The sequence below is a fragment of the Virgibacillus sp. W0181 genome (assembly GCF_051846915.1).
In the GTDB taxonomy this organism is placed as follows: Bacteria; Bacillota; Bacilli; order Bacillales; family Amphibacillaceae; genus JBPYCR01.
Genome location: NZ_JBPYCR010000016.1, coordinates 49,712 through 74,389, shown reverse-complemented (window position 1 = coordinate 74,389; position 24,678 = coordinate 49,712). Strand labels below are relative to the sequence as shown.

Annotated in this window: 30 protein-coding genes and 2 pseudogenes; all 32 read right to left on the bottom strand. The window is 38.0% G+C overall.

Annotation, left to right across the window (positions count from 1 at the left end; genetic code table 11):
• Positions 1–277: 277 nt before the first annotated feature.
• Positions 278–2,041: pseudogene (locus ACLIBG_RS09000) on the bottom strand (TrlF family ATPase); the annotation flags it as partial.
• A 129-nt stretch (positions 2,042–2,170) separates the two neighbouring features.
• Complete coding sequence (locus tag ACLIBG_RS08995) at positions 2,171–6,505, bottom strand: Eco57I restriction-modification methylase domain-containing protein (RefSeq protein ID WP_439312433.1); 4,335 nt, start codon at positions 6,503–6,505, stop codon at positions 2,171–2,173.
• Entirely contained in the window at positions 6,505–7,242 is a 738-nt protein-coding gene (locus ACLIBG_RS08990) for an N-6 DNA methylase (RefSeq protein ID WP_439312432.1), read from the bottom strand. Before ACLIBG_RS08990 ends, ACLIBG_RS08995 begins: the two co-directional genes overlap by 1 nt.
• 232 nt (positions 7,243–7,474) lie before the next feature.
• Positions 7,475–7,683 (bottom strand): annotated as a pseudogene (locus ACLIBG_RS08985) (JAB domain-containing protein).
• Between the two features lie 1,042 nt (positions 7,684–8,725).
• On the bottom strand, positions 8,726–9,118 hold the full coding sequence (gene rpsI / locus ACLIBG_RS08980; RefSeq protein ID WP_439312431.1) for a 30S ribosomal protein S9: 393 nt from the start codon (positions 9,116–9,118) through the stop codon (positions 8,726–8,728).
• An 18-nt stretch (positions 9,119–9,136) separates the two neighbouring features.
• Complete coding sequence (gene rplM, locus ACLIBG_RS08975) at positions 9,137–9,574, bottom strand: 50S ribosomal protein L13 (protein WP_439312430.1); 438 nt, start codon at positions 9,572–9,574, stop codon at positions 9,137–9,139.
• Positions 9,575–9,760: 186 nt separating this feature from the next.
• Entirely contained in the window at positions 9,761–10,522 is a 762-nt protein-coding gene (gene truA / locus ACLIBG_RS08970) for a tRNA pseudouridine(38-40) synthase TruA (protein WP_439312434.1), read from the bottom strand.
• A 296-nt stretch (positions 10,523–10,818) separates the two neighbouring features.
• Entirely contained in the window at positions 10,819–11,619 is an 801-nt protein-coding gene (locus tag ACLIBG_RS08965) for an energy-coupling factor transporter transmembrane component T family protein (protein WP_439312429.1), read from the bottom strand.
• Positions 11,616–12,485 carry an energy-coupling factor ABC transporter ATP-binding protein gene (locus ACLIBG_RS08960; RefSeq protein WP_439312428.1) on the bottom strand — a complete coding sequence of 290 codons (870 nt, stop codon included), beginning with the start codon at positions 12,483–12,485 and terminating at the stop codon, positions 11,616–11,618. The genes ACLIBG_RS08965 and ACLIBG_RS08960 overlap by 4 nt, the downstream gene beginning before the upstream one ends.
• On the bottom strand, positions 12,461–13,300 hold the full coding sequence (locus tag ACLIBG_RS08955; protein WP_439312427.1) for an energy-coupling factor ABC transporter ATP-binding protein: 840 nt from the start codon (positions 13,298–13,300) through the stop codon (positions 12,461–12,463). Before ACLIBG_RS08955 ends, ACLIBG_RS08960 begins: the two co-directional genes overlap by 25 nt.
• A 448-nt stretch (positions 13,301–13,748) precedes the next feature.
• A complete protein-coding gene (gene rplQ, locus ACLIBG_RS08950) occupies positions 13,749–14,129 on the bottom strand; it encodes a 50S ribosomal protein L17 (protein ID WP_439312426.1) in 381 nt (126 codons plus the stop codon).
• A gap of 354 nt (positions 14,130–14,483) precedes the next feature.
• The gene (locus ACLIBG_RS08945) at positions 14,484–15,428 is read right to left on the bottom strand and encodes a DNA-directed RNA polymerase subunit alpha (RefSeq protein WP_439312425.1); all 945 of its coding nucleotides are present in this window, start codon (positions 15,426–15,428) and stop codon (positions 14,484–14,486) included.
• A 317-nt stretch (positions 15,429–15,745) separates the two neighbouring features.
• Complete coding sequence (gene rpsK, locus ACLIBG_RS08940) at positions 15,746–16,135, bottom strand: 30S ribosomal protein S11 (RefSeq protein ID WP_439312424.1); 390 nt, start codon at positions 16,133–16,135, stop codon at positions 15,746–15,748.
• 23 nt (positions 16,136–16,158) lie between these two features.
• Positions 16,159–16,521: a 30S ribosomal protein S13 gene (gene rpsM, locus ACLIBG_RS08935; protein ID WP_439312423.1), complete on the bottom strand. Its 363-nt coding sequence runs from the start codon at positions 16,519–16,521 to the stop codon at positions 16,159–16,161.
• Between the two features lie 25 nt (positions 16,522–16,546).
• Positions 16,547–16,660 (bottom strand): 50S ribosomal protein L36, encoded by a 114-nt coding sequence (gene rpmJ, locus ACLIBG_RS08930; protein ID WP_010095733.1) that lies wholly within the window; start codon positions 16,658–16,660, stop codon positions 16,547–16,549.
• Positions 16,661–16,686: 26 nt separating this feature from the next.
• Complete coding sequence (infA, locus tag ACLIBG_RS08925) at positions 16,687–16,905, bottom strand: translation initiation factor IF-1 (protein WP_439312422.1); 219 nt, start codon at positions 16,903–16,905, stop codon at positions 16,687–16,689.
• Positions 16,883–17,218: a KOW domain-containing RNA-binding protein gene (locus ACLIBG_RS08920; RefSeq protein ID WP_439312421.1), complete on the bottom strand. Its 336-nt coding sequence runs from the start codon at positions 17,216–17,218 to the stop codon at positions 16,883–16,885. Before ACLIBG_RS08920 ends, infA begins: the two co-directional genes overlap by 23 nt.
• Before the next feature lie 180 nt (positions 17,219–17,398).
• The gene (locus ACLIBG_RS08915; protein ID WP_439312420.1) at positions 17,399–18,043 is read right to left on the bottom strand and encodes an adenylate kinase; all 645 of its coding nucleotides are present in this window, start codon (positions 18,041–18,043) and stop codon (positions 17,399–17,401) included.
• 299 nt (positions 18,044–18,342) lie between these two features.
• Positions 18,343–19,638, bottom strand: coding sequence for a preprotein translocase subunit SecY (gene secY, locus ACLIBG_RS08910; RefSeq protein WP_439312419.1), 1,296 nt, complete (start codon positions 19,636–19,638; stop codon positions 18,343–18,345).
• On the bottom strand, positions 19,638–20,078 hold the full coding sequence (gene rplO, locus ACLIBG_RS08905) for a 50S ribosomal protein L15 (protein WP_439312418.1): 441 nt from the start codon (positions 20,076–20,078) through the stop codon (positions 19,638–19,640). Before rplO ends, secY begins: the two co-directional genes overlap by 1 nt.
• A gap of 31 nt (positions 20,079–20,109) precedes the next feature.
• Positions 20,110–20,292, bottom strand: coding sequence for a 50S ribosomal protein L30 (gene rpmD, locus ACLIBG_RS08900; RefSeq protein ID WP_439312417.1), 183 nt, complete (start codon positions 20,290–20,292; stop codon positions 20,110–20,112).
• 13 nt (positions 20,293–20,305) lie between these two features.
• Positions 20,306–20,809, bottom strand: coding sequence for a 30S ribosomal protein S5 (rpsE, locus tag ACLIBG_RS08895; RefSeq protein ID WP_439312416.1), 504 nt, complete (start codon positions 20,807–20,809; stop codon positions 20,306–20,308).
• A 23-nt stretch (positions 20,810–20,832) separates the two neighbouring features.
• Complete coding sequence (rplR, locus tag ACLIBG_RS08890; protein ID WP_439312415.1) at positions 20,833–21,195, bottom strand: 50S ribosomal protein L18; 363 nt, start codon at positions 21,193–21,195, stop codon at positions 20,833–20,835.
• A gap of 25 nt (positions 21,196–21,220) precedes the next feature.
• Entirely contained in the window at positions 21,221–21,757 is a 537-nt protein-coding gene (rplF, locus tag ACLIBG_RS08885; RefSeq protein ID WP_439312414.1) for a 50S ribosomal protein L6, read from the bottom strand.
• 28 nt (positions 21,758–21,785) lie between these two features.
• Positions 21,786–22,184 (bottom strand): 30S ribosomal protein S8, encoded by a 399-nt coding sequence (gene rpsH, locus ACLIBG_RS08880; protein WP_439312413.1) that lies wholly within the window; start codon positions 22,182–22,184, stop codon positions 21,786–21,788.
• 28 nt (positions 22,185–22,212) lie between these two features.
• Complete coding sequence (locus ACLIBG_RS08875; protein WP_336263704.1) at positions 22,213–22,398, bottom strand: type Z 30S ribosomal protein S14; 186 nt, start codon at positions 22,396–22,398, stop codon at positions 22,213–22,215.
• 28 nt (positions 22,399–22,426) lie between these two features.
• Positions 22,427–22,966, bottom strand: coding sequence for a 50S ribosomal protein L5 (gene rplE / locus ACLIBG_RS08870; RefSeq protein ID WP_439312412.1), 540 nt, complete (start codon positions 22,964–22,966; stop codon positions 22,427–22,429).
• Between the two features lie 25 nt (positions 22,967–22,991).
• On the bottom strand, positions 22,992–23,303 hold the full coding sequence (gene rplX / locus ACLIBG_RS08865; RefSeq protein ID WP_439312411.1) for a 50S ribosomal protein L24: 312 nt from the start codon (positions 23,301–23,303) through the stop codon (positions 22,992–22,994).
• A gap of 40 nt (positions 23,304–23,343) precedes the next feature.
• Positions 23,344–23,712, bottom strand: coding sequence for a 50S ribosomal protein L14 (gene rplN / locus ACLIBG_RS08860; protein ID WP_439312410.1), 369 nt, complete (start codon positions 23,710–23,712; stop codon positions 23,344–23,346).
• Between the two features lie 40 nt (positions 23,713–23,752).
• Entirely contained in the window at positions 23,753–24,016 is a 264-nt protein-coding gene (gene rpsQ, locus ACLIBG_RS08855) for a 30S ribosomal protein S17 (RefSeq protein WP_439312409.1), read from the bottom strand.
• Positions 24,017–24,040: 24 nt separating this feature from the next.
• Positions 24,041–24,241 carry a 50S ribosomal protein L29 gene (rpmC, locus tag ACLIBG_RS08850; RefSeq protein ID WP_439312408.1) on the bottom strand — a complete coding sequence of 67 codons (201 nt, stop codon included), beginning with the start codon at positions 24,239–24,241 and terminating at the stop codon, positions 24,041–24,043.
• Complete coding sequence (gene rplP / locus ACLIBG_RS08845) at positions 24,231–24,665, bottom strand: 50S ribosomal protein L16 (protein WP_439312407.1); 435 nt, start codon at positions 24,663–24,665, stop codon at positions 24,231–24,233. Before rplP ends, rpmC begins: the two co-directional genes overlap by 11 nt.
• Positions 24,666–24,678 lie beyond the last annotated feature (13 nt).

Here is a 24,678-nt window from a genome sequence, read left to right as displayed (position 1 = left end):
TTATAAAATCACTTGAGGAAGAATTTGCCGAGATTAAAAGAGAAATTGATATACCAAATTTAAATCCTGATGATTTTGCAAAGCTTAAAGTGGAGGAAGAAAAATTAATAAAGTCTATTGATCAAGTTACTAAACAAGAAGAAAGCAAGGGCGAAATTGAAACTCAAATTCGAGCCGCCTTAGATGAAAGAAACCAACTTTTACTTAAAGAATTTCATGTTTATAAAGATGAGATTGAAAAGATAAATTCAAATCAAAACGCACTAGAGTTAAGTATTAATTTTTCTTCCTCCACTTTAAGCTTTGCAAAATCATCAGGATTTAAATTTGGTATATCAATTTCTCTTTTAATCTCGGCAAATTCTTCCTCAAGTGATTTTATAATTAGTCGGATCTCTTCTAAATATTCTTTAACTAGTTTGGAACTGGAACCAATCTTTACTATAATTTTCTCAATTTCTTTTTTGATATTAATTATAGTAGAAACTTCTTGCGATAACTTTATAAATAGCTCTGGTACTTCCTTAGATTCAAGATCATTTAGTTCATTAAGCTCCCTAAGATTACTAGAATTCAATAATTCCTCTGCATTAACTTTGAATTTATTAATTAATTCATATACGTTTTTTATGTTTCTTTCATCTTTCTGGAAATTAACCTGTTTAGAAAGTTTTGTAGATAAACCCTTCTCTTCAAATATCTTTATCTTATGCTTTATATCCGTTAAGTTTCTCCTTAGATCAGGTAAAGTATCAACTTGATCGTTTACATTGAATAATTGATTGATTCCATTGTTTAATTGATCGTTTATTCTTGTTAGATCTTGTTGAAAAGACTTTGTCTTCTTTCCGACTAATTTATTTAATAAATCTAGTTCAAAGCCATTATCCATGTAAGATAAATCTTTTTGTCCAAAATATAAAGGGGTTTGAAGAATAGAATTTATTGTAACTCCAATTTCCATATCGTTTTCATCAAGAATATGGGGAGCTTCTCCCAATATCCTTTTTATTTTATAATTTTTTTTGTAATTATCTTGAAGTTCAATTATTACCTGTCCACCTGATTCTAGGAGATTTTTTACTACATCTGATTTATAATTTTCATCAGTTGTTGATGGTGACATATCTAAAGTATATCTGATGGCTTCTATAATACTTGACTTACCACTACCTCGAATTCCGATTAAACTATTTAATTCCGGTGATAGATTTATTTTTTGTTTGCTCATTTTCCCACCGATAAATTCAACGGATTTTATGTATCCATGATTGTACTCCTTTTCAGACAAAGAAGTCCGATTTCGATAATCTTTAAATGCAAGTACGACCGAATCGAAATTCCCATCTCCAATCTTAATATAAGATTTATTTCCTTTACCTATTTGGTCAATAGATTTACAATCTGAACCCTCAATATAAGGAAGTTTATATCCCATCCACTCTTCAAGTTGCTTCATTTTATCTCTAGTTCGCCCTTTTTGAAAGCCAAGAACTTTATTTTTAAACCAACTATTATTGCTTATTGATTCTATAAGCCCCCCCTTACACTCTTCAAGAAAACCACTTTTTTGTTCAATATGAGCCATTAGAATGAAGTAATCTTTATTATATGAATCTAAACACTCAATTGTTCCTGCCAAGTCTTTATTACACTGAGTGTTTTCATGTTCTCTATTATCAATACCTTTAAAAACCTCATCAAGAAATTGATGAATCGTTTCGCTTTTGCCTTTAATCCAATCTTCTTCTTTAAAAACAATTAAACAATGAATTCCATTGGCTCCTTCTTTAACAGATAACTCCACCGCCGGAAGTAGCGTTATATTTTCTTTTTTTGCTTTTCTCCTTAAGCCTCTGTATTCGCCTAAATCAAATTTATTATGATTAGTAATTACTCCTAATTTAATATTTTCCTGTTTTAACTTTTCTACGTAATCGCTAATAAAACGATCTTCTTCTCCAGTATATGAAAATTCTTTATCCGCTTTCGTATGAAGATGAAAGTCTGCTCTAATCCATTCTGCACCTGACTTAAACATAATTATCCCCCCCAAAGAAAATTAAATATATGATGATAATTAGTATTACTATAATCGAAACATTCTCTATATTTCCACCAAATAGATATCACTCATAAAATATAAGTGATATCTATTTATATATGAATTTTATGTCATTTTCTTTATATTACTTTTAATATATTCTACCTCTGATGGAGTAAGTTTATATTTTTTATATAATTGTTCATCAATTTCTACAATGGAATTGTCCCAACTAATATCAGAATTACTAGTAAAATCTTGCATAGGAATAAAGCGGTACGTTTTTGTCGTAGCGTCTTGGCTTCCTTTTGCTAAACTGTGAAGAAACCTAGAGAACTTAGTCTGTAAATACTTTCCTAGTGCTTCTATTTCTTGCTGTCCTAATTCTTCTTCTGCGCCTATTACCATATATGATTCGGTACAAATTGTACCAGGCTCTCCAATTCGAATATTAAAGTTGTCATCCGACAGTTCTGTTCCAATATTATTAGCGCGTGGCGTAAATAACTTCCATTGGTCAATCCATTCAGGACGAATTTCTACAATATCTCTTTCTACATAACCCTTTTTCCATCCTCGTGCATAACAGATAATAGGTTTTTTTAAATTATCTGGTGTACTGTTATATCTTTCATCGTCTATAAAATACCCTCTAAAACCAAATGGTCTTAATGGTGAAACTAATTCAGATACTGTACAAGCATTCATATAATCATTAGCATATATTTTCTCTAAAACTTTTATCCCGATATTATCCCTTAAAAGTATATCAATACCATCAATTGCTAATGGTCTTTCTAAATCACTAATCTTCTTTCCATTTTTATATGATGCAAATCTAATATTACTATCATTATAATCACTTGCCCATAAAAAGAAATTCACGCCCCCCCTAATATTTGTATTAGGGAAAATATCTTCCGGTGTCAGCCAATCATGAATTTCCTTTAAATGAAGATCATTTAACATCTCATTTCTAAAACTATCTAAACCTCTCCCTCCTGCAAACCAACGACTAGGTGTGATATAAGTAATATATTGTGGCTTTAAACTTTTAGCCGCTTGAATAAAATGATGGTAAATTGGACGCGCACTTGATTGTGCTCCACCATCTTCTTCTTGATATGGTGGATTACCTATTATTACATCAAACTTCAAAGTATCATCTCCATATAATTTGTAAATTTCCTTAATAGCTTCTGCTTGAGATACTAATTTCATCGTATCAAATTCAATTAAATTTTTTGACGATATATCAACTAAGTTCCCAAAAATAAATTCTTTCGATATATTATAAATAATATTACTCGGCGTACAAGCATACACCTGATTTTCCAAAATCCATTTAATTCTTTCTTGTTCGTTAGGGATTTCATACTTTAGACCTTCGTTTAGCTTCTTTACAATCTCTGTAATATATAGTCCACTTTTTACATACAAGTCAGCAAATTTCTTTGTTTTATCTTTAAATATATTTGGATTTTCCTTTTCAAGTGCATCAACCATCATTTTAACAACTTGTCTAGGTGTAAATATCTGATTCGTCTTTTGAGGCGGGATATAATCAAAAATATCTTCTTCTAAACTTTCATCGAAATAATTAGCTAAACGTTCTTTCGTATCTAAAAACTCACGGATACTTGCATTAAACACAACTTCATTAAATAATCCTGGTATCGACTTCTCGCTTCCACTATCATCTACGTATTCAAAACCATCACGTAATTTTTTAAATTCATCAATTGTAATACTCGTTAAATCTTCAAACGTTGCTTCATCAATGTTTTCATCAAAATTAGATAATGTTGTTTCATCATCACCATATGCCATTAAAAAAGCTGGAATCGTACGTGCAAATCCACGTAAATGATCACGTACATCATCTTCCGTTGTTTTCTTTTTCTTTTCCTCTACCTTTTCAATTTGTTCTTCTACAACCGTATGAATCGTTTCTTCTACCTCATTATTTATTTCTTCCGTAAAAGCCGTTTCTATTTCTTTCTTTTTCTCCTCATATTGTTCTGTTACAATCTTCAATGCTTCCTCATTGTTTTCCTGTTCAGCGTCTTCCTTTTTCTGTTCATACTCTCTTTCTACTTCCTTTACCTGGTTCGTCATTGCTAAATGTTTATCAGTGATCATATCTTCCAATGTCGTATGAACTGTTTTTGTTATATCTTCTGTTTGTCCTTTATTTAACTTGAAATTATCTTTCAACTTATCAAAACCATTCGCAAATGATTTCGTTATATCTCCAGCTAAAGTCTTGATTGACTCTTTCTGTTTTTCTTCAGCTTCATCAATTGACTTAGCCACCTCTTCTACCACATCGATAGGTGCGTATATCTTATCACCAAATATATCCTTTGATGTACCGACGACAACCTCTTTTGGTATGTCAACTTCTCCTTCTTCATCTAAATGCGTATCTGGCACTTCCACTTCACGAGGCTTCTCCAACCTTTTGTTTTTCTCCGGTGGTATTTTATCCAATATTTCTTTAAATGGTGAATCCCCCGAGAAAATACCTGCTATGTTAGCGAAAAGCAAGTTACTCATAAAACCTCTCTTCACCACTTCTCTAGATGTAATACGTGTCGGGATTGTAAGTACTTCAGAGGCATTTATTTCATGCATCGAACCGTCTTCATCTTCAGCAATAACAGGGAAGAAGTTTAGTAACTTTTTAATCTTACTTTTTCTTTCACTGCTTGTTTTTGAACTACCACCCGTTAAATTATTTGCAAACTCATCATATAAGCGCAACGTTCTATCAGGAGAGAAATCAAATATATAGGCATTTTCTTTGCGATATAATTTCCCTTTCTGCTCAAATTCATAAGGGTTTTGTGATCTAAATGCTGCCTGAAAGTATAAACTAGGTGATTCAATATTATTTAACATAAATACCGCTGTCCATTCAGGTATAGTTACACCTGTTGTCAATTGTCCTACAGAAAGTGTAATTGTTTTATCATGTTTTTGTATTGCTTCACGAACTTTATCAAAACTTTTTATATTCTTTTTCACATCTAATGCTTCTGCTTCTAAATCGTCTTGAATACTAACTCCATCTCCTGCCGCAAGCACTACCTCATACTCTTTAAATCTTGGATGACTTTTTAATAACTTCTCCAATGCTTTCGCTGCTTTTACCCGTGGAAGTAACCAAAATGTATGATTTAATTCATTTCGATATTGATTTTCAGAAAAAGGGAACTTCCCTGATGACAAATTATCTAAAAACCTTATGACACTGTCCTCATATTCAAATTGGCCATTTTCTTTTACACGGAAGAATTCATTTAAATCAAATGCATAATCTATGTTTGTTTCGTTTTCAATTTGCAAACCTGCCGTTACTTCATCTTCTATCATTTTACTCATTTGATATGTAAATAAATTTAATGTAGGTAGATTTTCATATGGGTTACTTCCAATAGTTGGATCCCAGTCTTCTTTAGCTTCCTGTTCATCTACGTAAGACCAATTAAATATTTGTTCTTCATGAAATTTATTATTCGCTAATGCTTTAAATGGTGTTCCTGACAAATGCAATGTAAACTTTCTTTTAATTTGACTGAATGCCCTATCTGTCTTCTTCGTGTCAATTCCCTCATGTGCTTCGTCAATTACTAAGACATCCCAGTCTAAACCAGCGACCCACTCTAACTTTTCATGTCTACCTCCAGCAAATTTTGCTCCTTTTAAATCTTGTAAAGATATAAATGTAATTTGTGATGGATTCGTTGTTGTATCAAGATATTCCCTGTATTGTGGTCGTGTCATTGCTTTACCACTTATAGCCTCCGTTTCGGAAACAAATTTCATATGCGGTTCTTGCCATGCAATAAACTTTTTAAAGTCATCGAACCATGAGTTAGCAATTGCTGGACGATTAGTAACGATTAATACGTTTTTTGTCTTTAAATTTCGGATAAAATCATATGTAGTTAATGTTTTTCCAAAACGTGGCTTTGCATTCCATAAGAATTCTTTTTCTTTGTGATCACTATGATAATATTCAAGCGTCTTTTCTACAGCTTGTTGCTGTTCATTTCGCAATACATAATCAAATTTATCATCAGTAATTTGTATTTCTTCATAGTCACGATTAATAAATTTGTCTGTTAATTCTTCAGCTTTCTCTAACATTCCATTAAAATAAAACCATTCATCCGCTCGGCTGTTGAAATCTTTTCTTTCAATCCCATTCAATAGTAAAAAGCGATGAAACTCTTTATCACGAAACCATCTTCCATCTGATTTCCTAGCTAGTTTTTCAAACAATATATCCGGATTTAATCCCGCTGTACCAACTTGTTCAAAAACTCTTGTAGCGGCATCTCTTGTTGTATCTCCTATTTTGACATAGCCATCATGAGTAGGAATTTCAGGCAAAGTATAACCGTAGATTTTATATTCGATTTCTTCAAAAGGCTTGATGATTGTCTTATCCATTAGACTTCCTCCATTTCCTCTTTGTAAACGTCGATTATTTTAACTGGTATATATTGCATTTCTTTTTCATCTTCTTGTGTCTCTAATTCTTCATCTAAAAAGCTAAAGATATCTATTTGCTCTGGTTCATTTTTGGGCTGTCGCAAAGCTTTACCATTTTCTTTTTGTGTATTTTCATATATTTCATCAAGTGTATATTCTGTTCTTTGAACTTTTATGTTTTTAGTCGTTTTTCTTAAATTAATAGGCTTCCAATCACTGAAAACTAATGAAGCACCGTCTACTGCTTTACGAGTTAAAAAGTTACCGTTTCCAATATTTAATGAAATAATTTTTTTAGCACTCTCTAATACTTTTTGCTTCATATCTCCATTGTGATACTCAATTTGTTCTTTATAATGATCATAATATTTTTGGAACATATTCATCACGCATGTTTGAGCATTATCTTCTAATAATTCAATTCCATACAGTGTGGTTAGAGCTAGTAAAGAGTAATTTTCATATTGAACTAAATCGTTATTATACTTCCCTGATACAATTTTTAGTTTCCGCTCAAGTATTGCAACTAAAAAAGCACCTTCGCCAGCAGCTGGCTCTAAAAATGTTGTCGTAAGATTTTCACAAGCTTCTTTTATTTCTGGTATATCTAGCATTTTATTTACTATTCTTTTAGGAGTAAATACTTCCCCATGTTTTTGGACACGGGTTTTACATTTAATTATTTCTTCTGTCAAATCATGCTTCCTCCTTTCTTTATATTAATTTCATCTAATATTGTTATCTATTTAATATGAACACAATTATTCATTGAATATACACCTCTATTCTACCATAAAGCACTTAGTAACATGATTCTTCAGTAATGACGCAATATACACTATATCTTTTTACTTCTTATATTGCTTTTTAGGTTTTACATTCGAGCATGTAGATTCTTGAAGATAAAAAGGGAATTGTTTCTCCCTTTTAAATATAACCTCTTACTTTCAGGCTAGTAAAACTGTTATCATTATTTATTACTAAATGATTAAGCACTTCAATGCCTAGTAACTTTCCAGCTTCGACTAATCTCTTTGTAACGTTAATATCTCCATCGATGGTGCTATGTCACCACCTGGGTGCTGATGCGCAAAAATGATGGATGCTGAATTATTAAGTATTGCAGATTTAAACACCTCGCGTGGATGTACAATCTAGGAATTCAACGAACCAACATGACAACGATGGACCACGACAACATTGTTTTTCGTATTTAAACACATAACAAAAAAACTTCACGACCATCACGACCAATAAAGCGAGACGTTATCTTTGCTCCGTCTTCTGGACTACGAATGATATAATCAGTGACTTCTTCCGCCTCTCTGATAATTTATTCAATGCGTGCTATCTCTAAAGTGGCTTCCATTTAGATCAACCTCTCTATCAAATTTTGACCTTTTTGGTCACCATAGAGAGAATCTTCACATCGATTAGTGTCAATTGGTGTAAGTAGCGAAGCTATCAACTGATTCGTATATGTATTGGATAAGCCCAATAAATTACCTTGAATCATTATAATAAGGTTGGCAAACCCAGTCAGTGAAGAGCAGTACATGTTTATTTTGTGAAATAAATGAGGTATTCTATGTATAGAAAGTCATATGATAATAAAAGACCGCCCATGCTGGTACATGGAACGGTCTAGTGTGTAAAAGCCCTAAGGGGACAGCTCACCTTATTTAGGTCAGAAAAGTAACCAACCAAAATGCGGCTAGGCATTCATCGGGTGGTTATTTTTTTGTTCTGACGGTATTGCCACAGTTAATGTTGCAAAAACAATCATTAGAACCAATGATTTAAATACCGTCATGTTATCTACCCTCTTTCTCAAAAAGGGGTGAACTACCTCCCATGAAAGCCCTAATACACTAATAGTAATTATAATAAACAATTAAACAACATCTCCAGGTTCAAGGTAGCCTAAAGAATAATCACTTGTATCATGTCAAAATAAGGCGTCACTGCATAGGCCCCCAATTTCTGATTGGAACTTATTTCCTTCCGAAGATATGTTTGACACGCTATAAGAAAGGATGCTTTTTCTTTAAATTATTTGTATGCTACTTGTATGTTACGTGTATGCTACGTGTGAATTTTCCCCTGTTTTTAAAGCACCGTATATACAGTAAAATCCCCCAACCATAGGTGGTTGAGGGATTTGCAAGTGTTGATTTATTAACGTTTTGAGAACTGTGGTGCACGACGAGCTGAACGAAGACCGTACTTCTTACGCTCTGTCATACGGGAGTCACGCGTCAAGTAACCTTCACGCTTTAATGTTGTACGGTAGTCCGGATCTGCTTCCAATAGTGCACGAGCAATACCGTGACGGATTGCACCTGCTTGGCCTGTAAATCCTCCTCCGTGAACATTAACCAATATGTCATACGTGCCTTCTGTTTCAGTTGCAACGAGTGGTTGCTTTAAAATTAGGCGTTGTGTCGCATATGGGAAGTATTCTTCTGCATCACGTTTGTTAATAAGCACTTTGCCCGTTCCCGGTACTAAGCGCACACGTGCAGTTGATCTTTTACGACGACCTGTGCCATAATATTGTACTTGTTCCAATGGTGTAACCTCCTTTTATTATCCGCGAAGTTTGTATACTTCTGGTTTTTGTGCTTGGTTTTTATGTTCCGAACCTTTATAAACGTGTAATTTTTTCAGCATTTGACGACCTAAAGGCCCTTTTGGCAGCATGCCTTTAATCGTAATCTCTATCATTTTTTCAGAGTAGTTCTTACGCATTTCCGCCGCATTACGTTCTTTCAATCCACCTGGATAGCCAGAGTGACGATAATACTTTTTATCTTGTAATTTATTACCTGTTAATTCAATTTTTTCAGCATTAACGATAATCACATGGTCTCCTGTATCTGCATGTGGTGTGTACGTTGGTTTATGCTTACCGCGAAGAATGGAAGCTACTTCGCTCGCTAAACGTCCAAGTCGTTCACCTTCTGCATCCACAACGAGCCATTTGCGTTCAATATTATTTTCATTCGCCATGAATGTTGTGCGCATGATCTGTTTCCCTCCAAATTTCAATCATTTTCGTTCACTATTTCTATATTTCAACACAATTAGTTCCGGGGCTAATTATGTGGTATACAAATAAATTGCCATAGAATATAATATACCAAACTAGGGCATTTTGTCAAGAATTTAGATGTGAATTCTTCACTTCCTTAGACTTCTGTTATTCTTCATTCAATCATCGTCACCATATGCGACATCATATAAATACAACCCTTGTGCAGGTACGGTTTTTCCAGCAAGTCTGCGGTCCTTTTTATCGAGCAAATTTTTGACCTCTCCCGGTGGTATTTTCCCTTGTCCGATAGCAAGAATGACACCGACGATGATCCGTACCATATGATACAAAAATCCGTCCCCTCTTAGAATGAACTCAATCGTATTGCCTCTACGTTCGCATGACACTTCATAAAGTGTCCTTACCTTACTCCCTCTAATGGTTGCTTTGGCGGAAGAGAAAGTAGTAAAGTCATGTGTTCCGACAAAATAAGTGCATGCTTGCTTCATCAATTCGATATCTAGTTTATAAGGGAAGTGATATACATAATTCCGCTTAAAAACATTCTTTTCCGGTACTTGATCAATCAGGTAGCGATATTCTTTCTCCTTCGCATCATAACGAGCATGAAAGGAATCTTCTACTTTCTTTACCCCCCGCACATGAATATCAGCTGGCAATAGCGTATTAAGTGCCCGCTGCCAACTCCAGGACGGCATCTGGATAGGAGATATGAAATGGATGACTTGACCTTCCGCGTGGACGCCAGTGTCGGTTCTTCCGGACGATTGTATCCGTATCGGTTCCCCTTTATGGATTTTTGCCAATGCTTGTTCGATTTTCCCCTGAATGGTTCGCTTTCCCGGTTGGATTTGAAAGCCTGAAAAGTTCGTCCCATCATAACTTATTACACATTTCAGCTTTTCCACGTCGCTCATCCTTTTCAATACCACTATCCTAAATAGAGATTACTTAAAGACCTGGAAAAGTCGCTTCTAGAGGTTGTTCAAAAAGTCACCAAATTATTAGCAGCGAATCTCTTCGTTGGCTTGTTTCTCCGCCGCTCATGTATCTATATACATACATTCCGCTCCTTGGAAAAGAAGAAGACTTTTCCTGCGTGCGATGCGGACTCAGGGAAGTTTCCTTATGCTCGAAACTGCGCCGCTTCGACCTTCTTGCTTCTAATTCGGCTCTTTTTGAACACACACTTCTACAACTTTTCGTCCGTATTTTAATAACTTCTAGTATAAAACAATCCTGCACTAACTAGGATAAAAATGATGTAAATAATAATATCTCTTTTTTCCATTTGCAGTGCGCGTAATTTCGTTCGCCCTTCACCGCCTTGATACCCTCGTGATTCCATGGCCATCGCCAACTCCTCGGCTCGTTTAAAAGCACTGACAAACAGCGGGACGAGCAAGGGGACAACTGCTTTGGCGCGCTCTTTAATCGGCCCGGTTTTAAAATCGACGCCGCGGGATGCTTGTGCTTTTGATATTTTTTCCGTCTCCTGCATTAATGTTGGAATAAAGCGCAAGGAGATCGACATCATTAACGCAAGCTCATGGACAGGAAACTTCACCTTTTTCAGCGGATGAAGCAAATATTCAATTGCATCAGTAATTTCAATTGGTGTCGTCGTTAACGTAAGTAAAGACGTCATTAAAATGAGCAAGAAAAAACGCATAGAAATGGCAATCCCCTGGATAATACCACCGGAATAGATTTCAAAGACGCCTATTTCATAAACGACATTTCCTTCTTTTGTTACAATTAAATGCAATATAAATGTAAAAATAATAATAAACCAAACTGGGGTTAACCCTTTAATAATAAAACGCAACTGTATACGGGTGATCAAAATACTTATTAAAACAAAGGCTGCTAAAATGCTGTAACTGATAAACGTATTTGCAAAAAAGACGAATAACACAAAGAAAAAGATAATAATAATCTTAGTTCTTGGATCAAGTCGATGAACGATAGATTCACCAGGCACATATTGCCCGATAACGATAGAATTACTCATGTTGACTCAGCTCCTTTTAACGTATGCTGAATCGATTCGGCGATTTCTTTGATCGATTGCCCGGTAAAAGGGATTTTCGTATGAAATTTCTGTTCAAACTTGGACAAGAAATGCACGACTTCAGGGACATCCAGTTGTACCTGATTTAATGCTTCCTGCTGTACGAAGATTTCTTCGGGCTTTCCTTCCATATATTTCGTGCCTTTGTTTAAAATAATGACATGGTCGGCATATTTTACCGCATCTTCCATACTATGTGTGACGAGCATGGTCGTTAATTCCTGTTCCTTATGCAACTGATAAAACATATCCATGATTTCCGTCTGTCCACGTGGATCGAGTCCGGCAGTAGGCTCATCCAGCACAAGTACCTTTGGCTTCATCGCTAGCACACCGGCAATTGCTACCCGTCGCATCTGTCCTCCACTCAGTTCAAAGGGAGAACGCTGCAGAAGTTCTTCGGCGATACCGACTTGTGGAATAATTTCCTTTATGCGTTTGTCGATTTCATTTGTCGAAGTACCAAAGTTCGCCGGGCCAAATGCAATATCTTTCTCTATCGTTTCTTCAAACAGTTGATGTTCAGGATATTGAAAGACAACACCGACTTGACTGCGCAGTTCTTTAATATTTTTTAGTTTCTTTGTATTTGTTAGGTGGTAACCGCCAATGGTTACTTCACCCTTCGTCGGAATGACCAACCCGTTAAGGTGCTGAATCATTGTTGACTTACCGGAGCCGGTATGGCCGATGACCGCAACAAATGAGCCTGAAGGAATGTGGAAGGATAAATTCTCCAGCGCTTTATGTTCAAAAGGCGTATTCGGTTGGTACGTATAACCTACATCTTTGAATGTGATATCCATAAGTCCTCCAACAATTCCTCATGATTTAACGGCTCATTTGTAATTGTTACTCCAGCTTGTTTTAATTCATCTGCCAGAATAGCGACAAATGGCACGTCAAGCCCCATTTTCATTAACGCTTCTTTTTTCGGGAATATGGCTCTTGGTGTACCTTCGTCCCATATTTCGCCTTTATTTAACACAATGATACGTTCTGCCTGAACAACTTCATGCAAATCATGTGTAATCGTGATTAACGATAACGCATGCTCTCTACGAACATCTGTCACGGTTTTCATAATTTCCATTCTTCCCTGTGGATCTAGCATAGCCGTTGCTTCATCTAGTATAAGCACTTGTGGAGATACAGCCAACACACCGGCAATTGCAACACGTTGCTTCTGTCCGCCGGATAAGCGGTGCGGTTCGGTTAAACGATACTCCTCCATCGCAACAGCTGCCAATGAATCATCAATCCGCTTCACCATGTCTTCTCGTGGGAATCCGCGATTTTCCATCCCAAATGCCACATCATCCTGCACGGTAGCGCCGACAAACTGGTTGTCCGGGTTTTGAAAAACCATGCCGACTTCCTTGCGAACATCCCATATCGTGTCCTTATTTAGCGTTTGACCATTTATAATTATTTCCCCTTCTTGCGGGAATAATAATCCATTCATTAACTTAGCGATCGTGGATTTACCGGATCCATTATGCCCGATAATAGCTACCCACTCGTTTTCATAAATCGTAAAAGAGCAATTTCTTAAAGCCCAAGGCCCTTCTTCTCCGTATCGAAACGATACATTTCTAAACTCGATTAATTTTTTCTCCATTGCTAAACCTCCCCTAAAGCTCTACCAGCCTCGGGTAATTCCTATTGGTTCCTAAAAAAAGAGAGCCCATACATATCTATCGCTGTACGAAACCTGCCGTAATACTCTAGCTAGGATTTCTAGATTATAAATACTACCTTACTTAGTATACACTAGAATAGTGCGGTTCTAAATACTCGAGAACAATTAAAATTTGCCAGGCCGATTCCCTTGTTTTTATCCCTAAGTAAGAAAAGCGCAAGCGCCCTGGTCAGCCCCGACAAGCTTAAGCAAGAAATCGTAGTGGCGGTTTCTGCCACGAAGAGTTATTGCTTAAGACCTCGAGGGGCTGGGCGCTTAAGCTAGACAGCTATGCACAAAATTTTATGCTTTCTGACCTAGCAAAAAAGGGCCTGGATTCACCTCATGGAAGAGATGCAGTCCTGCCCTTGAATTCGTAAAAGGTCCATTAAACTAGTTCAATGATAGCCATTGGAGCACCGTCACCACGACGAGCACCTAATTTAAGAACACGTGTATATCCACCTTGTCGATCCTCATAGCGCGCTGCAATGTCATCGAAAAGTTTCTGAATAACACTCTCGTCTTCATTTGCTTCTTGGTTATATAAAAATGATGCCGCTTGACGGCGTGCATGCAAATCTCCACGTTTCCCAAGTGTAATCATTTTTTCCACTACAGACTTAAGCTCTTTTGCTTTAGCTTCTGTCGTTTCAACCCGCTCATGAATAATTAAATCAGAAGCAAGATTGCGAAGTAGTGCCATCCGATTTTCTGTTGTTCGACCTAGCTTTCTAGCCACGAATAATCCCTCCCTTTCTAGTAACATGGGCATTCTCAAAGGTTCTATCAGAAGAAACTTTTGTTTATATTCCGATTAAGCTTTCATCACGAGAATGATGAGAAAACTTGGCTTATATCGCCGGGTCTAGATGGCAAAAGTGTGCATTGTATATGCAGTAATCCCATCTAACCTTTCTTATCCACTACAATAAGCAAGCCCTTCGTAGCCCTTATACGTTTTAAAACCGTTATTTTAAGGTGCAAAATGGATAGTTTGCATGAAATCGAAATGGATCATTAGGCAGGTCAATTGAATTGCTGCCCGAAAAGAACAACATGAACGATCATTACATCGTGCAAAAAATGCCAATCGCTGTCCCGATAAAGATCCGTTTACTAATTAATCATCGTTTCGTAGGCCCAAATCCAAATCAGCAAGCTTTAACTTTACTTCATCAAGTGATTTACGACCAAGGTTGCGAACCTTCATCATGTCTTCTTCTGATTTAGCTGCCAATTCCTGAACGGTGTTAATGCCCGCTCGCTTCAGACAGTTATATGAGCGTACGGATAGATCCAATTCTTCGATGGTCATTTCCATTACTTTTTCTTTCTGGTCTTCTTCTTTTTCAACCATAATTTCGGCATTTTGCGCTTCATCTGTTAAACTGACAAATATATTCAAGTGCTCCATAAATACTTTAGCACCTAAAGATATAGCTTCCTCTGGTCGAATACTGCCGTTTGTCGAAACATCCAACGTTAATTTGTCATAGTTAGATATTTGACCGATTCGTGTATTCTCTACTTGATACGTTACACGAGTTACAGGAGTAAAAATCGAATCCGTCGGAATTACGCCGATTGGTTGGCTGTCATGATTGTTCTCTTCTGCAGGGCGATAGCCGCGACCACGTTCCGCATTTATTTTCATATATAAATTACCCGTGCTGTTTAATGTTGCAATGTGCAAATCCGGGTTCAATACTTCTACATCACTGTCATAAGTTAAATCTGCAGCCGTAACTACTCCTTCTCCCTGCACATCAAGTTCTAGTGTCTTCTCTTCATCCGAATAGATTTTAAGTGCAAGCTTTTTCAGATTCAGCACGATGGTTGTTACATCTTCAGCAACTCCATCGATGGTTGAAAATTCATGCAATGCACCATCTATTTGAACGGATGTCACAGCAGCTCCCGGGAGTGAGGATAATAGGATACGACGCAAGGAGTTTCCTAGTGTGGTACCATATCCACGTTCAAGCGGTTCTACTACAAACTTTCCAAATGTAGCATCGTCGCTTATTTCAACCGTTTCAATTTTTGGTTTTTCAAATTCGATCATTCCGTAAAGCCCTCCTTTAAAACTTTAACGTCGAAATCCCGATTAAAGCAACACTTATATAACCGAAATTCCCCAGTCAGGCAAGTATTCTATCTTCCACTTTGCACTGAACTGCTTTTCGTACTTTTTTGTCTCACATAGCTGTATATAAAGGTTTACCTGGAAAAGCCTTTGTTATTGCTTGCATGGTCAAGAATAGCAATTTGTTTGCTTTTCACCAGACATAGCTATTAAGGAATAGCTATGCAACTGTACAGTCGATACACTTCTACTATCATAACCATTATAGACAGGTTGACAAAATCTATACGGTATAATTATACTCGACGTCTTTTTGGCGGGCGACAACCATTATGAGGAACCGGCGTTACATCACGAATTGCAGTAACTTCCAATCCGGCAGCCTGAAGTGAGCGAATGGCAGCTTCACGGCCTGCACCAGGACCTTTTACCGTTACTTCCAAAGTCTTCATGCCTGTTTCTAAGGCAGATTTAGCAGCAGTTTCCGCAGCTATTTGTGCAGCAAACGGAGTAGACTTTCGTGATCCTTTAAAGCCAAGCGCACCTGCTGAACTCCAGCCAACTGCATTTCCTTGGGTATCTGTTATCGTTACGATAGTATTGTTGAACGTTGAATGAATATGCGCTATACCAGCGTCAAATGTCTTTTTCACTCGACGTTTACGTGTTTGCGTTTTACGAGCCATTTAATACGAACCTCCTTTATAGCTTATTTCTTACCTGAAACATTTCGACGTGGACCCTTTCGAGTACGTGAATTGTTTTTTGTTTTTTGTCCGCGAACCGGTAGACCGCGACGGTGACGTATTCCGCGATAAGAGCCGATTTCCGTCAGGCGTTTAATATTTAAGGAAACTTCACGACGAAGGTCCCCTTCAATTGTATACTCATCTATTGCTTTACGAATTTTGCCCAGTTCATCTTCCGTAAGATCACGTACACGTGTATCTTCAGAAACACCAGATGCCTGCAAAACTTCTTTCGCATTAGATTTCCCGATTCCATAAATGGATGTTAAAGCAATAACGATTCGTTTATCACGTGGGAGATCAATTCCTGCTATACGTGCCATAAGTTACATACACCTCCTATTCTTGTTACCCTTGTTTTTGTTTATGCTTCGGATTTTCACAAATCACCATTACTTTGCCTTTACGCTTAATGACTTTGCATTTTTCACAGATTGGTTTTACAGATGCTCTAACTTTCATTGTTTTACCTCCTTTTATATCGGAGCTTATTTGTAACGGTATGTGATACGGCCTTTAGTTAAATCATACGGTGATAACTCTACTGTCACTTTATCACCCGGTAAAATACGGATGAAGTGCATTCGAATTTTACCTGACACATGCGCCAATACCGTATGGCCATTTTCCAGTTCAACGTTAAACATTGCATTTGGCAATGTATCCGTTACAACGCCTTCCATTTCAATTACATCGTCTTTCGCCATCGTGTTGATCTCCCTTCTTCAAATCAGTCACAACCTCGTTTGTAAATTTTGCTATGGCAAATCGCAACTTACCATTTGTGACACGACCAGTTTCCAGAAGACTGCTTTGCACTTCGGAAGACACATAGTCCACAAGTTCAATATGATGCCTGTTTTTCTTTTTCGGGCGATCATATTTTCGCTTTTCTCCGTCCGCCAGCATGACATACCGATCGTCAATTACCTTAATGACTATCGCATACTGACCGTTTTCCCGGCCTTGCAATATACGAACAATTTGCCCCAATTGCGGTACCGAATCAGTTTCGTTCAACAACGATCACCTTCACTCAAGAGCTATAATTTAATTGACATATAAATGGAACATAGGAACATCCTGCGTCACTTAAGCATAGTAAGTTGTACACGTCCATTGAATTGCTACGTAATACATTATAACTTTTAACAAGCTGGATTGCATCTATTCTGTGTTATTTTCGAACTGCTTCACTGCTTATTTCTCAAGCTGCTTCTGTATGTCCTTAAATACATCAGTAATTTGCTGATCACCATTAATTGTTATCAGTGTACCTTCTTGTTTGTAAAAATCCAACAGTGGTTCCGTTTGTTTGATGTTAACTGCTAAACGATTTTTTACGGTGTCAGCTGTGTCATCATCTCGTTGAATTAACGTTGTACCATCTTTATCACAAATGCCGTCTTTCTCCGGGGGATTATATACAACATGGTATGTTCTCCCGCAAGTCGGACAAACGCGACGCCCAGTGAGGCGCTCCATCAATTTTTCTTCCGGGACGTCTACGTGAATAACATCATCTATTTTTTTATCCATATTTGCCAACAGATCTTTTAATGCTTCTGCTTGTGCAATCGTTCGTGGAAATCCATCCAATAAAAAGCCGTCTTTACAATCGTCCATGGCCAATCGTTCCTGCACAATTCCGATTGTTACCTCGTCAGGAACAAGCGCACCTTGGTCCATGAACTCTTTCGCCTTTTTACCGAGCGGTGTCCCTTCTTTAATTGCTAAGCGAAACATATCTCCAGTGGAAATATGCGGGATTTTATATTGTTCATTGATTTTTTCAGCCTGTGTACCTTTTCCGGCACCGGGCAACCCCATTAAAATTAAATTCAAATCTTTTCCCTCGCTCTCATTGGCAGAGAAGTCACATCTCTGGCGCCGGCTAAGCTCTCGCAGAACGATGAATGCTTTTAGCCGATTAAGCTATGTGCACCCTAGGTAAATGTCTGTTGCTTGATGCAAGCAGCTATAGGGTAGCTCCATGCTAATACTGGCGCTTTGATATTGCGATCGGGCGGGGTATCGCCATGTGACCGGACGTTTCCGATAGGACGAAAAAACCGTAAGCCCAAAACATCGCGCATTTAGCCAGTATGCAGTAAGAAAGTTTTAACCTTCCTTTTCTGCCAAGTTTATGATCTGATAAATCCTTTGTAATGCCGCTTTACGAGCTGACTTTCTAATTGTTTCATCGTCTGCAGTGCAACACCGACAACGATTAGTAAGCTTGTGCCGCCAATTTGTACCGCTGTAGGCAAACCGGCAAGACCGCCTAATAAGATCGGCAATACAGATACTGCAGCTAAAAAGATCGAGCCCACAAAGGTTAAGCGATACAGGACACGCGTAAGATACGTTTCTGTATTTTTACCAGGACGAATGCCCGGAATATATCCACCTTGTTTTTGCAAGTTTTCTGCCATCTGTTCCGGATTAACTTGAACAAATGTATAGAAATACGTAAAGGCAATTATCAATACTACATACAGTATCATACCAATTGGTTGCGTATAGTCAAAAATCGTTTCAATCGTTGAAGCGATTTGATTACCCTCAAAAAAACTAGCGACCGTTCGTGGTGCAACGATAAATGCAATTGCAAATATTACCGGGATAACACCTGCAGCATTTACTTTTAGTGGTAAATGTGCGGAGTGCCCACCAACTGGTGAACGATTAACAAGCTTTTTAGCGTATTGAATTGGTATTTTCCGAAGTGCCTGTTGAATATAAATAACACCTACAGTCACTGCAATAACAACCAACGCGATTAACGTAACGATAATAATGTTGATAAACAACTCATCACCTGGGTTGATGAAGTATTGACTGTATAACTGTTTAATGCCATTTGGTACTGCGGCAACGATCCCAGCAAAGATAATAATGGAAATACCGTTTCCGACACCATTGGCAGTTATTTGTTCCCCTAACCACATTAAAAATGCCGTTCCACTCGTTAGTACAATCGCAATAACTAAAAACTTCATAATACCCGGATCTTTTATCAACAAGCCGCCAGCCATGGCATTAAAGCCAATCGACATAGCAATGGCCTGGACAAAAGCCAGTACGATTGTTCCATAACGCGTTACTTGTGCAAGCTTCTTTCGACCCATTTCCCCTTGTTTCTTCCATTCGGAAAACTTCGGGACTACATCCATTTGCAAAAGCTGCATAATAATCGATGCAGTAATGTACGGCATAATACCCATTGCGAGGATGGAGAAGTTCTGTAATGCTCCACCGCCGAATGTGTTTAAAAAGCCGAATACATTTTGTTGATTCATGAAGTCGATTGCTTCTTTATTTGTAAAAGGAACCGGAATAAATGTTCCAAGACGAAAAATGACCAACATTAACAATGTAAAAACGATTTTCCGTCTAATGTCACCTATTTTAATAAAGTTGGAGATTGTACGGAACATTAAATCACCTCTGTTTTACCGCCAGCCGTCTCTATCGCTTCTTTAGCAGCAGCTGAAAACTTATGAGCCTTTACCGTTAATTTCTTTTCAATCGTGCCTTTGGCGAGTACTTTAATACCCGTCTTCATTTTACTTACGACACCTTCTTCAAGTAATAGCTCTGGTGTAATTTCCGTGCCGTCTTCAAATTGATTTAACGTATCCAAGTTTACAATAGCAAACTCTTTACGATGAATATTTGTAAAACCACGTTTTGGCAAACGTTGGAATAATGGCATTTGTCCGCCTTCGAATCCTGGACGCACACCGCCACCTGAACGTGCATTTTGACCTTTATGTCCACGTCCGGATGTTTTACCGTGACCAGAAGATGGTCCACGACCAACACGTTTACGAGATTTTCGAGTTTCTGCTGCTGATTGCAATTCATGAAGTTTCATGCGAGCACCTCCTTCTTAGGATTCGTTGATCTTATACTTCTTTAACCGTAACTAGATGCGATATCGTATTAACCATACCACGAACAGCCGGGTTATCATTTTGAACTACGGAATCATTTATTCTCTTCAAGCCCAATGCCTGAACGGTTTTCAATTGTTTCTGTGTTCTGCCAATAACACTGCGCGTGAGGGTGATTTCTAATTTTTTAGACATAGCCTTTCCCTCCTTATCCTAACAGTTCTTCTACAGACTTCCCGCGTAATTTTGCCACATCTTCTGCACGTTTTAAATTCGTCAAACCGTTCAACGTAGCATGAATCATATTAACCGGGTTGTTTGAACCAAGTGATTTCGTTAAAATATCGCCAACACCTGAAAGTTCCAATACCGCACGAATAGGTCCACCGGAAATAACTCCCGTACCTTCTGCTGCTGGTTTCATGAGAACGTTTCCTGAACCATAACGGCCATTGATTTGGTGTGGAATTGTTGTCCCGACAATCGGTACTTCAATTAAATTTTTCTTCGCATTGTCAATCGCCTTTTTAATTGCTTCAGGTACTTCCAATGCTTTTCCTGTTCCAAATCCTACGTGACCATTTTTATCACCAACAACGACGATTGCTGCAAAGCGAAAACGACGTCCACCTTTTACAACTTTAGCTACACGGTTGATGGCTACAACACGTTCTTCAAGATCTAGCTTGTTTGGATCAATGTTAAATTTCATTTAAGCGTTACCTCCTTTATCCATTAAAATTCAAGTCCTCCGGCACGAGCTCCCTCTGCCAATGCTTTCACACGTCCGTGATAAAGGTAGCCCCCACGATCGAATACTACTGACTTGTAACCTTTGTCTTGGGCGCGTTTAGCCATTAGTTCTCCAACTTTTTCAGCTGCTTCAACACTGCCTGTTGATTCCAGGTTTAATTCTTTATCGATGGTCGACGCACTTGTTAATGTGATGCCTTTATCATCATCAACTAGTTGTGCATAGATATTTTTATTTGAACGGTATACATTCAACCGAGGTCGTTCAGCTGTTCCAGAAATCTTTTTACGTACACGTTTATGAATTCTTTTACGTACAACGTTTCGTTCAGGTTTTGTGATCATCTAACCAGACACTCCTTTCTGCCTATTACTTAGCAGTTTTACCTTCTTTACGACGTACATATTCGCCTTTGTAACGAATACCCTTCCCTTTATACGGCTCAGGGGATCGAATCGAGCGGATATTAGCAGCAACCGCACCTACTAATTCTTTATCGATTCCTTTTACAATGATTTCTGTATTTTTTGGCACATCAATCTCAATGCCATCTTCTTCTTCGATTTCAACCGGATGTGAATAGCCGGCACTAACAATTAGTTTGTTGCCTTGCTTTTGTGCACGATAACCAACCCCGCTGATTTCCAGCTCTTTTTGAAATCCGGTATGGACGCCAGTGATCATGTTTTGAATCAAGCTGCGTGTTGTACCGTGTAATTGACGATATTTTTTCTGATTAGTTGGTCGTTCAACGTTGATAATCTTATCATCCACTTTTATAACCATGTTGCCATTAAGTGCTGTCGTTAATTCACCTTTTGGACCTTTTACAGTAACTGTATTTTCATTCAGTGTAACTTCAACGCCCTCAGGAATTTCAATTGGTTTAAGTCCTGTACGAGACATTCCATGCACCTCCTATCCAAAATATAAATTACCAAATATATGCTAAAATTTCTCCACCGATCGCTTGGGATCTTGCTTCTTTATCGGAAAAAACACCTCTTGATGTAGAAACGATTGCTGTACCCAAACCATTCAATACACGTGGTACTTCATCCGATTTTGCGTAAACGCGAAGTCCGGGTTTACTGATCCGCTTTAAGCCAGTAATTACTCTTTCATCATTTTGGCCATACTTAAGGAAAATCCGTAAAACCCCTTGCTTATTATCCTCGATGAACTCATAATCACGGACATAGCCTTCTCGTTTTAGAATATCGGCAATTTCCTTCTTTATTTTAGAAGCCGGGATTTCCAGCTTTTCATGTCGCACTACATTAGCGTTTCGAATGCGAGTTAACATATCTGCGATAGGGTCTGTCATTACCATTATTCATTACCTCCTTCCCGAATGGGGATTACCAGCTTGCTTTTTTGACACCGGGAATTTGACCTTTATGGGCAAGTTCACGGAAACAAATACGGCATAGTTTAAACTTACGAATTACGGAATGTGGTCGTCCACAACGCTCACAACGTGTGTATTCACGTACTTTAAACTTTTGTGGGCGTTTTTGTTTCGCAACCATTGATTTTTTAGCCACAAATTTCCCTCCTTTTATAGCTCTAAGCTTACTTTTGGAAAGGCATGCCTAGTTGTGCTAACAATTCACGTGCTTCTTCGTCCGTGTTGGATGTTGTTACGATAACGATATCCATCCCACGAACCTTACTTATTTTATCATAGTTAATTTCCGGGAAAATCAGCTGTTCTTTCACGCCCAACGTGTAGTTTCCACGACCATCAAATGATTTTTTTGATACGCCGCGAAAGTCCCGAACACGTGGAAGGGATACTTTAATCAGTTTTTGTAAAAAGTCATACATGCGCTCACCGCGTAACGTTACTTTCGTGCCAATTGGCATTCCTTCACGAAGTCGGAATCCAGCAATGGATTTTTTCGCGCGAGTAACTACTGGCTTTTGACCAGCAATCAATGTTAACTCTTCTACTGCATTGTCTAGTACCTTGGAGTTTTGAACGGCATCTCCAACGCCCATGTTTACAATTATTTTTTCGATCTTGGGTACTTCCATTACAGACTTGTAATTAAACTTTTCCATCATGGATGATACAATTTCATCTTGATACATCACTTTCAGTTCGTTCATTATGTCGCCCTCCTTTCGCCTGAAACTATTTATCTAACGCTTCACCGGATTTTTTAGCGATACGGACTTTTTTTCCATCTCGTATTTCATAACCAACTCGACTTGGTTCGTTTGTTTTCGGATCAATCGGCAGTACATTAGAAACATGAATGGCAGCTTCTTGATTAAGAATTCCACCTTGCTGATTATCTTGAGAAGGTTTTGCATGTTTTTTCACCATGTTAATGCCTTCTACGAGAACACGCTCTGTCTTTGGATATGCTTCTAAAATGGTGCCTTCTTTTCCCCGATCTTTTCCGGATAGCACTTTTACTTTATCGCCTTTTTTCACATGCATATTTACGCACCTCCTACAGGTCTTTTCATTACCTTGACTATTACAAAACTTCTGGAGCTAGAGATACGATTTTCATGAATTTTGCATCACGTAACTCACGCGCGACAGGGCCAAAAATACGTGTTCCTCTTGGACTTTTGTCATCGCGAATAATTACGGCTGCATTTTCATCAAAACGAATAAATGAACCATCTTTTCGGCGCGCACCTGTCTTTGAACGGACGATAACAGCTCGAACTACTTCGCCTTTCTTGACAACGCCTCCTGGTGTTGCGTGTTTCACCGTACAAACAACAACATCACCGATATTAGCGGTTTTACGTCCGGAACCACCAAGGACTTTAATCGTTAATACTTCTCGTGCTCCTGAGTTATCTGCAACTTTTATACGAGATTCCTGTTGAATCATTTCGCTGTAACCTCCCTTCGGATACACTTAACGCGAACTATTATATAATAACGGACTCTTTTACAATTTCAATTAAACGAAAACGTTTAGTAGCTGAAAGCGGGCGTGTTTCCATAATGGTAACAATATCTCCTGCCTTAGCCTGATTGTTTTCATCATGTGTTTTAAACTTCTTCGTCACCTTCACGCGTTTTCCGTACAATGTATGGAATTTATACGTTTCAACCACAACGGTAATCGTTTTATCCATTTTATCGGACACTACACGACCGGTATAAACTTTACGGTTATTTCGTTCACTCATATCGGAGTTAACCTCCCCTCAAATTTACTTATTTACGCTTAGTTCACGCTGACGTGCAACTGTTTTTAAGCGTGCAATTGATTTTCTGACTTGACTGAGTCTAGCCGTATTCTCCAATTGTCCGGTTGCAAGCTGGAAGCGTAAATTAAATAATTCTTCTTTTAATGATTTGACGTTTTGTTCAATTTCGGCAGTGGTTAGTTCTCTGATTTCATTAGCCTTCATTGATTTCACCACCAATTTCTTCACGTTTAACAAACTTTGTTTTAATCGGCAGTTTATGAGAAGCGAGACGCAATGCTTCGCGTGCTACCTCTTCCTGGACACCTGCAATTTCAAACAATATTTTCCCTGGCTTTACTACTGCAACCCAGCCTTCAAGTGCCCCTTTACCGGAACCCATCCGAACTTCGAGGGGTTTTGCAGTATATGGTTTGTCTGGGAATATTTTGATCCAAACTTTACCGCCACGTTTCATGTAACGAGTCATGGCAATACGTGCAGCTTCAATTTGACGACTTGTAATCCATGACGCTTCTACTGCCTGTAGTCCATAATCTCCAAAACTTACGGTTGTTCCGCCTTTTGCTTGGCCTTTCATACGGCCACGATGTTGTCTGCGATATTTAACACGTTTAGGCATTAACATAATGCACTACCCC

Excerpts from the sequence above, each read along its gene's own strand:
- ACLIBG_RS08945 (WP_439312425.1), bottom strand. The coding sequence starts at position 15,428 with ATGATCGAATTTGAAAAACCAAAAATTGAAACGGTTGAAATAAGCGAC.
- ACLIBG_RS08995 (WP_439312433.1), bottom strand. The coding sequence starts at position 6,505 with ATGGATAAGACAATCATCAAGCCTTTTGAAGAAATCGAATATAAAATC.
- rpmD (WP_439312417.1), bottom strand. The coding sequence starts at position 20,292 with ATGTCTAAAAAATTAGAAATCACCCTCACGCGCAGTGTTATTGGCAGA.
- rpmC (WP_439312408.1), bottom strand. The coding sequence starts at position 24,241 with ATGAAGGCTAATGAAATCAGAGAACTAACCACTGCCGAAATTGAACAA.
- rplO (WP_439312418.1), bottom strand. The coding sequence starts at position 20,078 with ATGAAACTTCATGAATTGCAATCAGCAGCAGAAACTCGAAAATCTCGT.
- rplN (WP_439312410.1), bottom strand. The coding sequence starts at position 23,712 with ATGATTCAACAGGAATCTCGTATAAAAGTTGCAGATAACTCAGGAGCA.
- secY (WP_439312419.1), bottom strand. The coding sequence starts at position 19,638 with ATGTTCCGTACAATCTCCAACTTTATTAAAATAGGTGACATTAGACGG.
- ACLIBG_RS08960 (WP_439312428.1), bottom strand. The coding sequence starts at position 12,485 with ATGGATATCACATTCAAAGATGTAGGTTATACGTACCAACCGAATACG.
- rpsQ (WP_439312409.1), bottom strand. The coding sequence starts at position 24,016 with ATGAGTGAACGAAATAACCGTAAAGTTTATACCGGTCGTGTAGTGTCC.
- rpsH (WP_439312413.1), bottom strand. The coding sequence starts at position 22,184 with ATGGTAATGACAGACCCTATCGCAGATATGTTAACTCGCATTCGAAAC.
- rplF (WP_439312414.1), bottom strand. The coding sequence starts at position 21,757 with ATGTCTCGTACAGGACTTAAACCAATTGAAATTCCTGAGGGCGTTGAA.
- rpmJ (WP_010095733.1), bottom strand. The coding sequence starts at position 16,660 with ATGAAAGTTAGAGCATCTGTAAAACCAATCTGTGAAAAATGCAAAGTC.
- rplP (WP_439312407.1), bottom strand. The coding sequence starts at position 24,665 with ATGTTAATGCCTAAACGTGTTAAATATCGCAGACAACATCGTGGCCGT.
- infA (WP_439312422.1), bottom strand. The coding sequence starts at position 16,905 with ATGGCGAAAGACGATGTAATTGAAATGGAAGGCGTTGTAACGGATACA.
- ACLIBG_RS08955 (WP_439312427.1), bottom strand. The coding sequence starts at position 13,300 with ATGGAGAAAAAATTAATCGAGTTTAGAAATGTATCGTTTCGATACGGA.
- rpsM (WP_439312423.1), bottom strand. The coding sequence starts at position 16,521 with ATGGCACGTATAGCAGGAATTGATCTCCCACGTGATAAACGAATCGTT.
- rplR (WP_439312415.1), bottom strand. The coding sequence starts at position 21,195 with ATGATCACAAAACCTGAACGAAACGTTGTACGTAAAAGAATTCATAAA.
- rplE (WP_439312412.1), bottom strand. The coding sequence starts at position 22,966 with ATGAACGAACTGAAAGTGATGTATCAAGATGAAATTGTATCATCCATG.
- rplX (WP_439312411.1), bottom strand. The coding sequence starts at position 23,303 with ATGCATGTGAAAAAAGGCGATAAAGTAAAAGTGCTATCCGGAAAAGAT.
- rpsK (WP_439312424.1), bottom strand. The coding sequence starts at position 16,135 with ATGGCTCGTAAAACGCAAACACGTAAACGTCGAGTGAAAAAGACATTT.
- rplQ (WP_439312426.1), bottom strand. The coding sequence starts at position 14,129 with ATGTTACTAGAAAGGGAGGGATTATTCGTGGCTAGAAAGCTAGGTCGA.
- rplM (WP_439312430.1), bottom strand. The coding sequence starts at position 9,574 with ATGCGCACAACATTCATGGCGAATGAAAATAATATTGAACGCAAATGG.
- ACLIBG_RS08965 (WP_439312429.1), bottom strand. The coding sequence starts at position 11,619 with ATGAGTAATTCTATCGTTATCGGGCAATATGTGCCTGGTGAATCTATC.
- truA (WP_439312434.1), bottom strand. The coding sequence starts at position 10,522 with ATGAGCGACGTGGAAAAGCTGAAATGTGTAATAAGTTATGATGGGACG.
- rpsE (WP_439312416.1), bottom strand. The coding sequence starts at position 20,809 with ATGAAATTTAACATTGATCCAAACAAGCTAGATCTTGAAGAACGTGTT.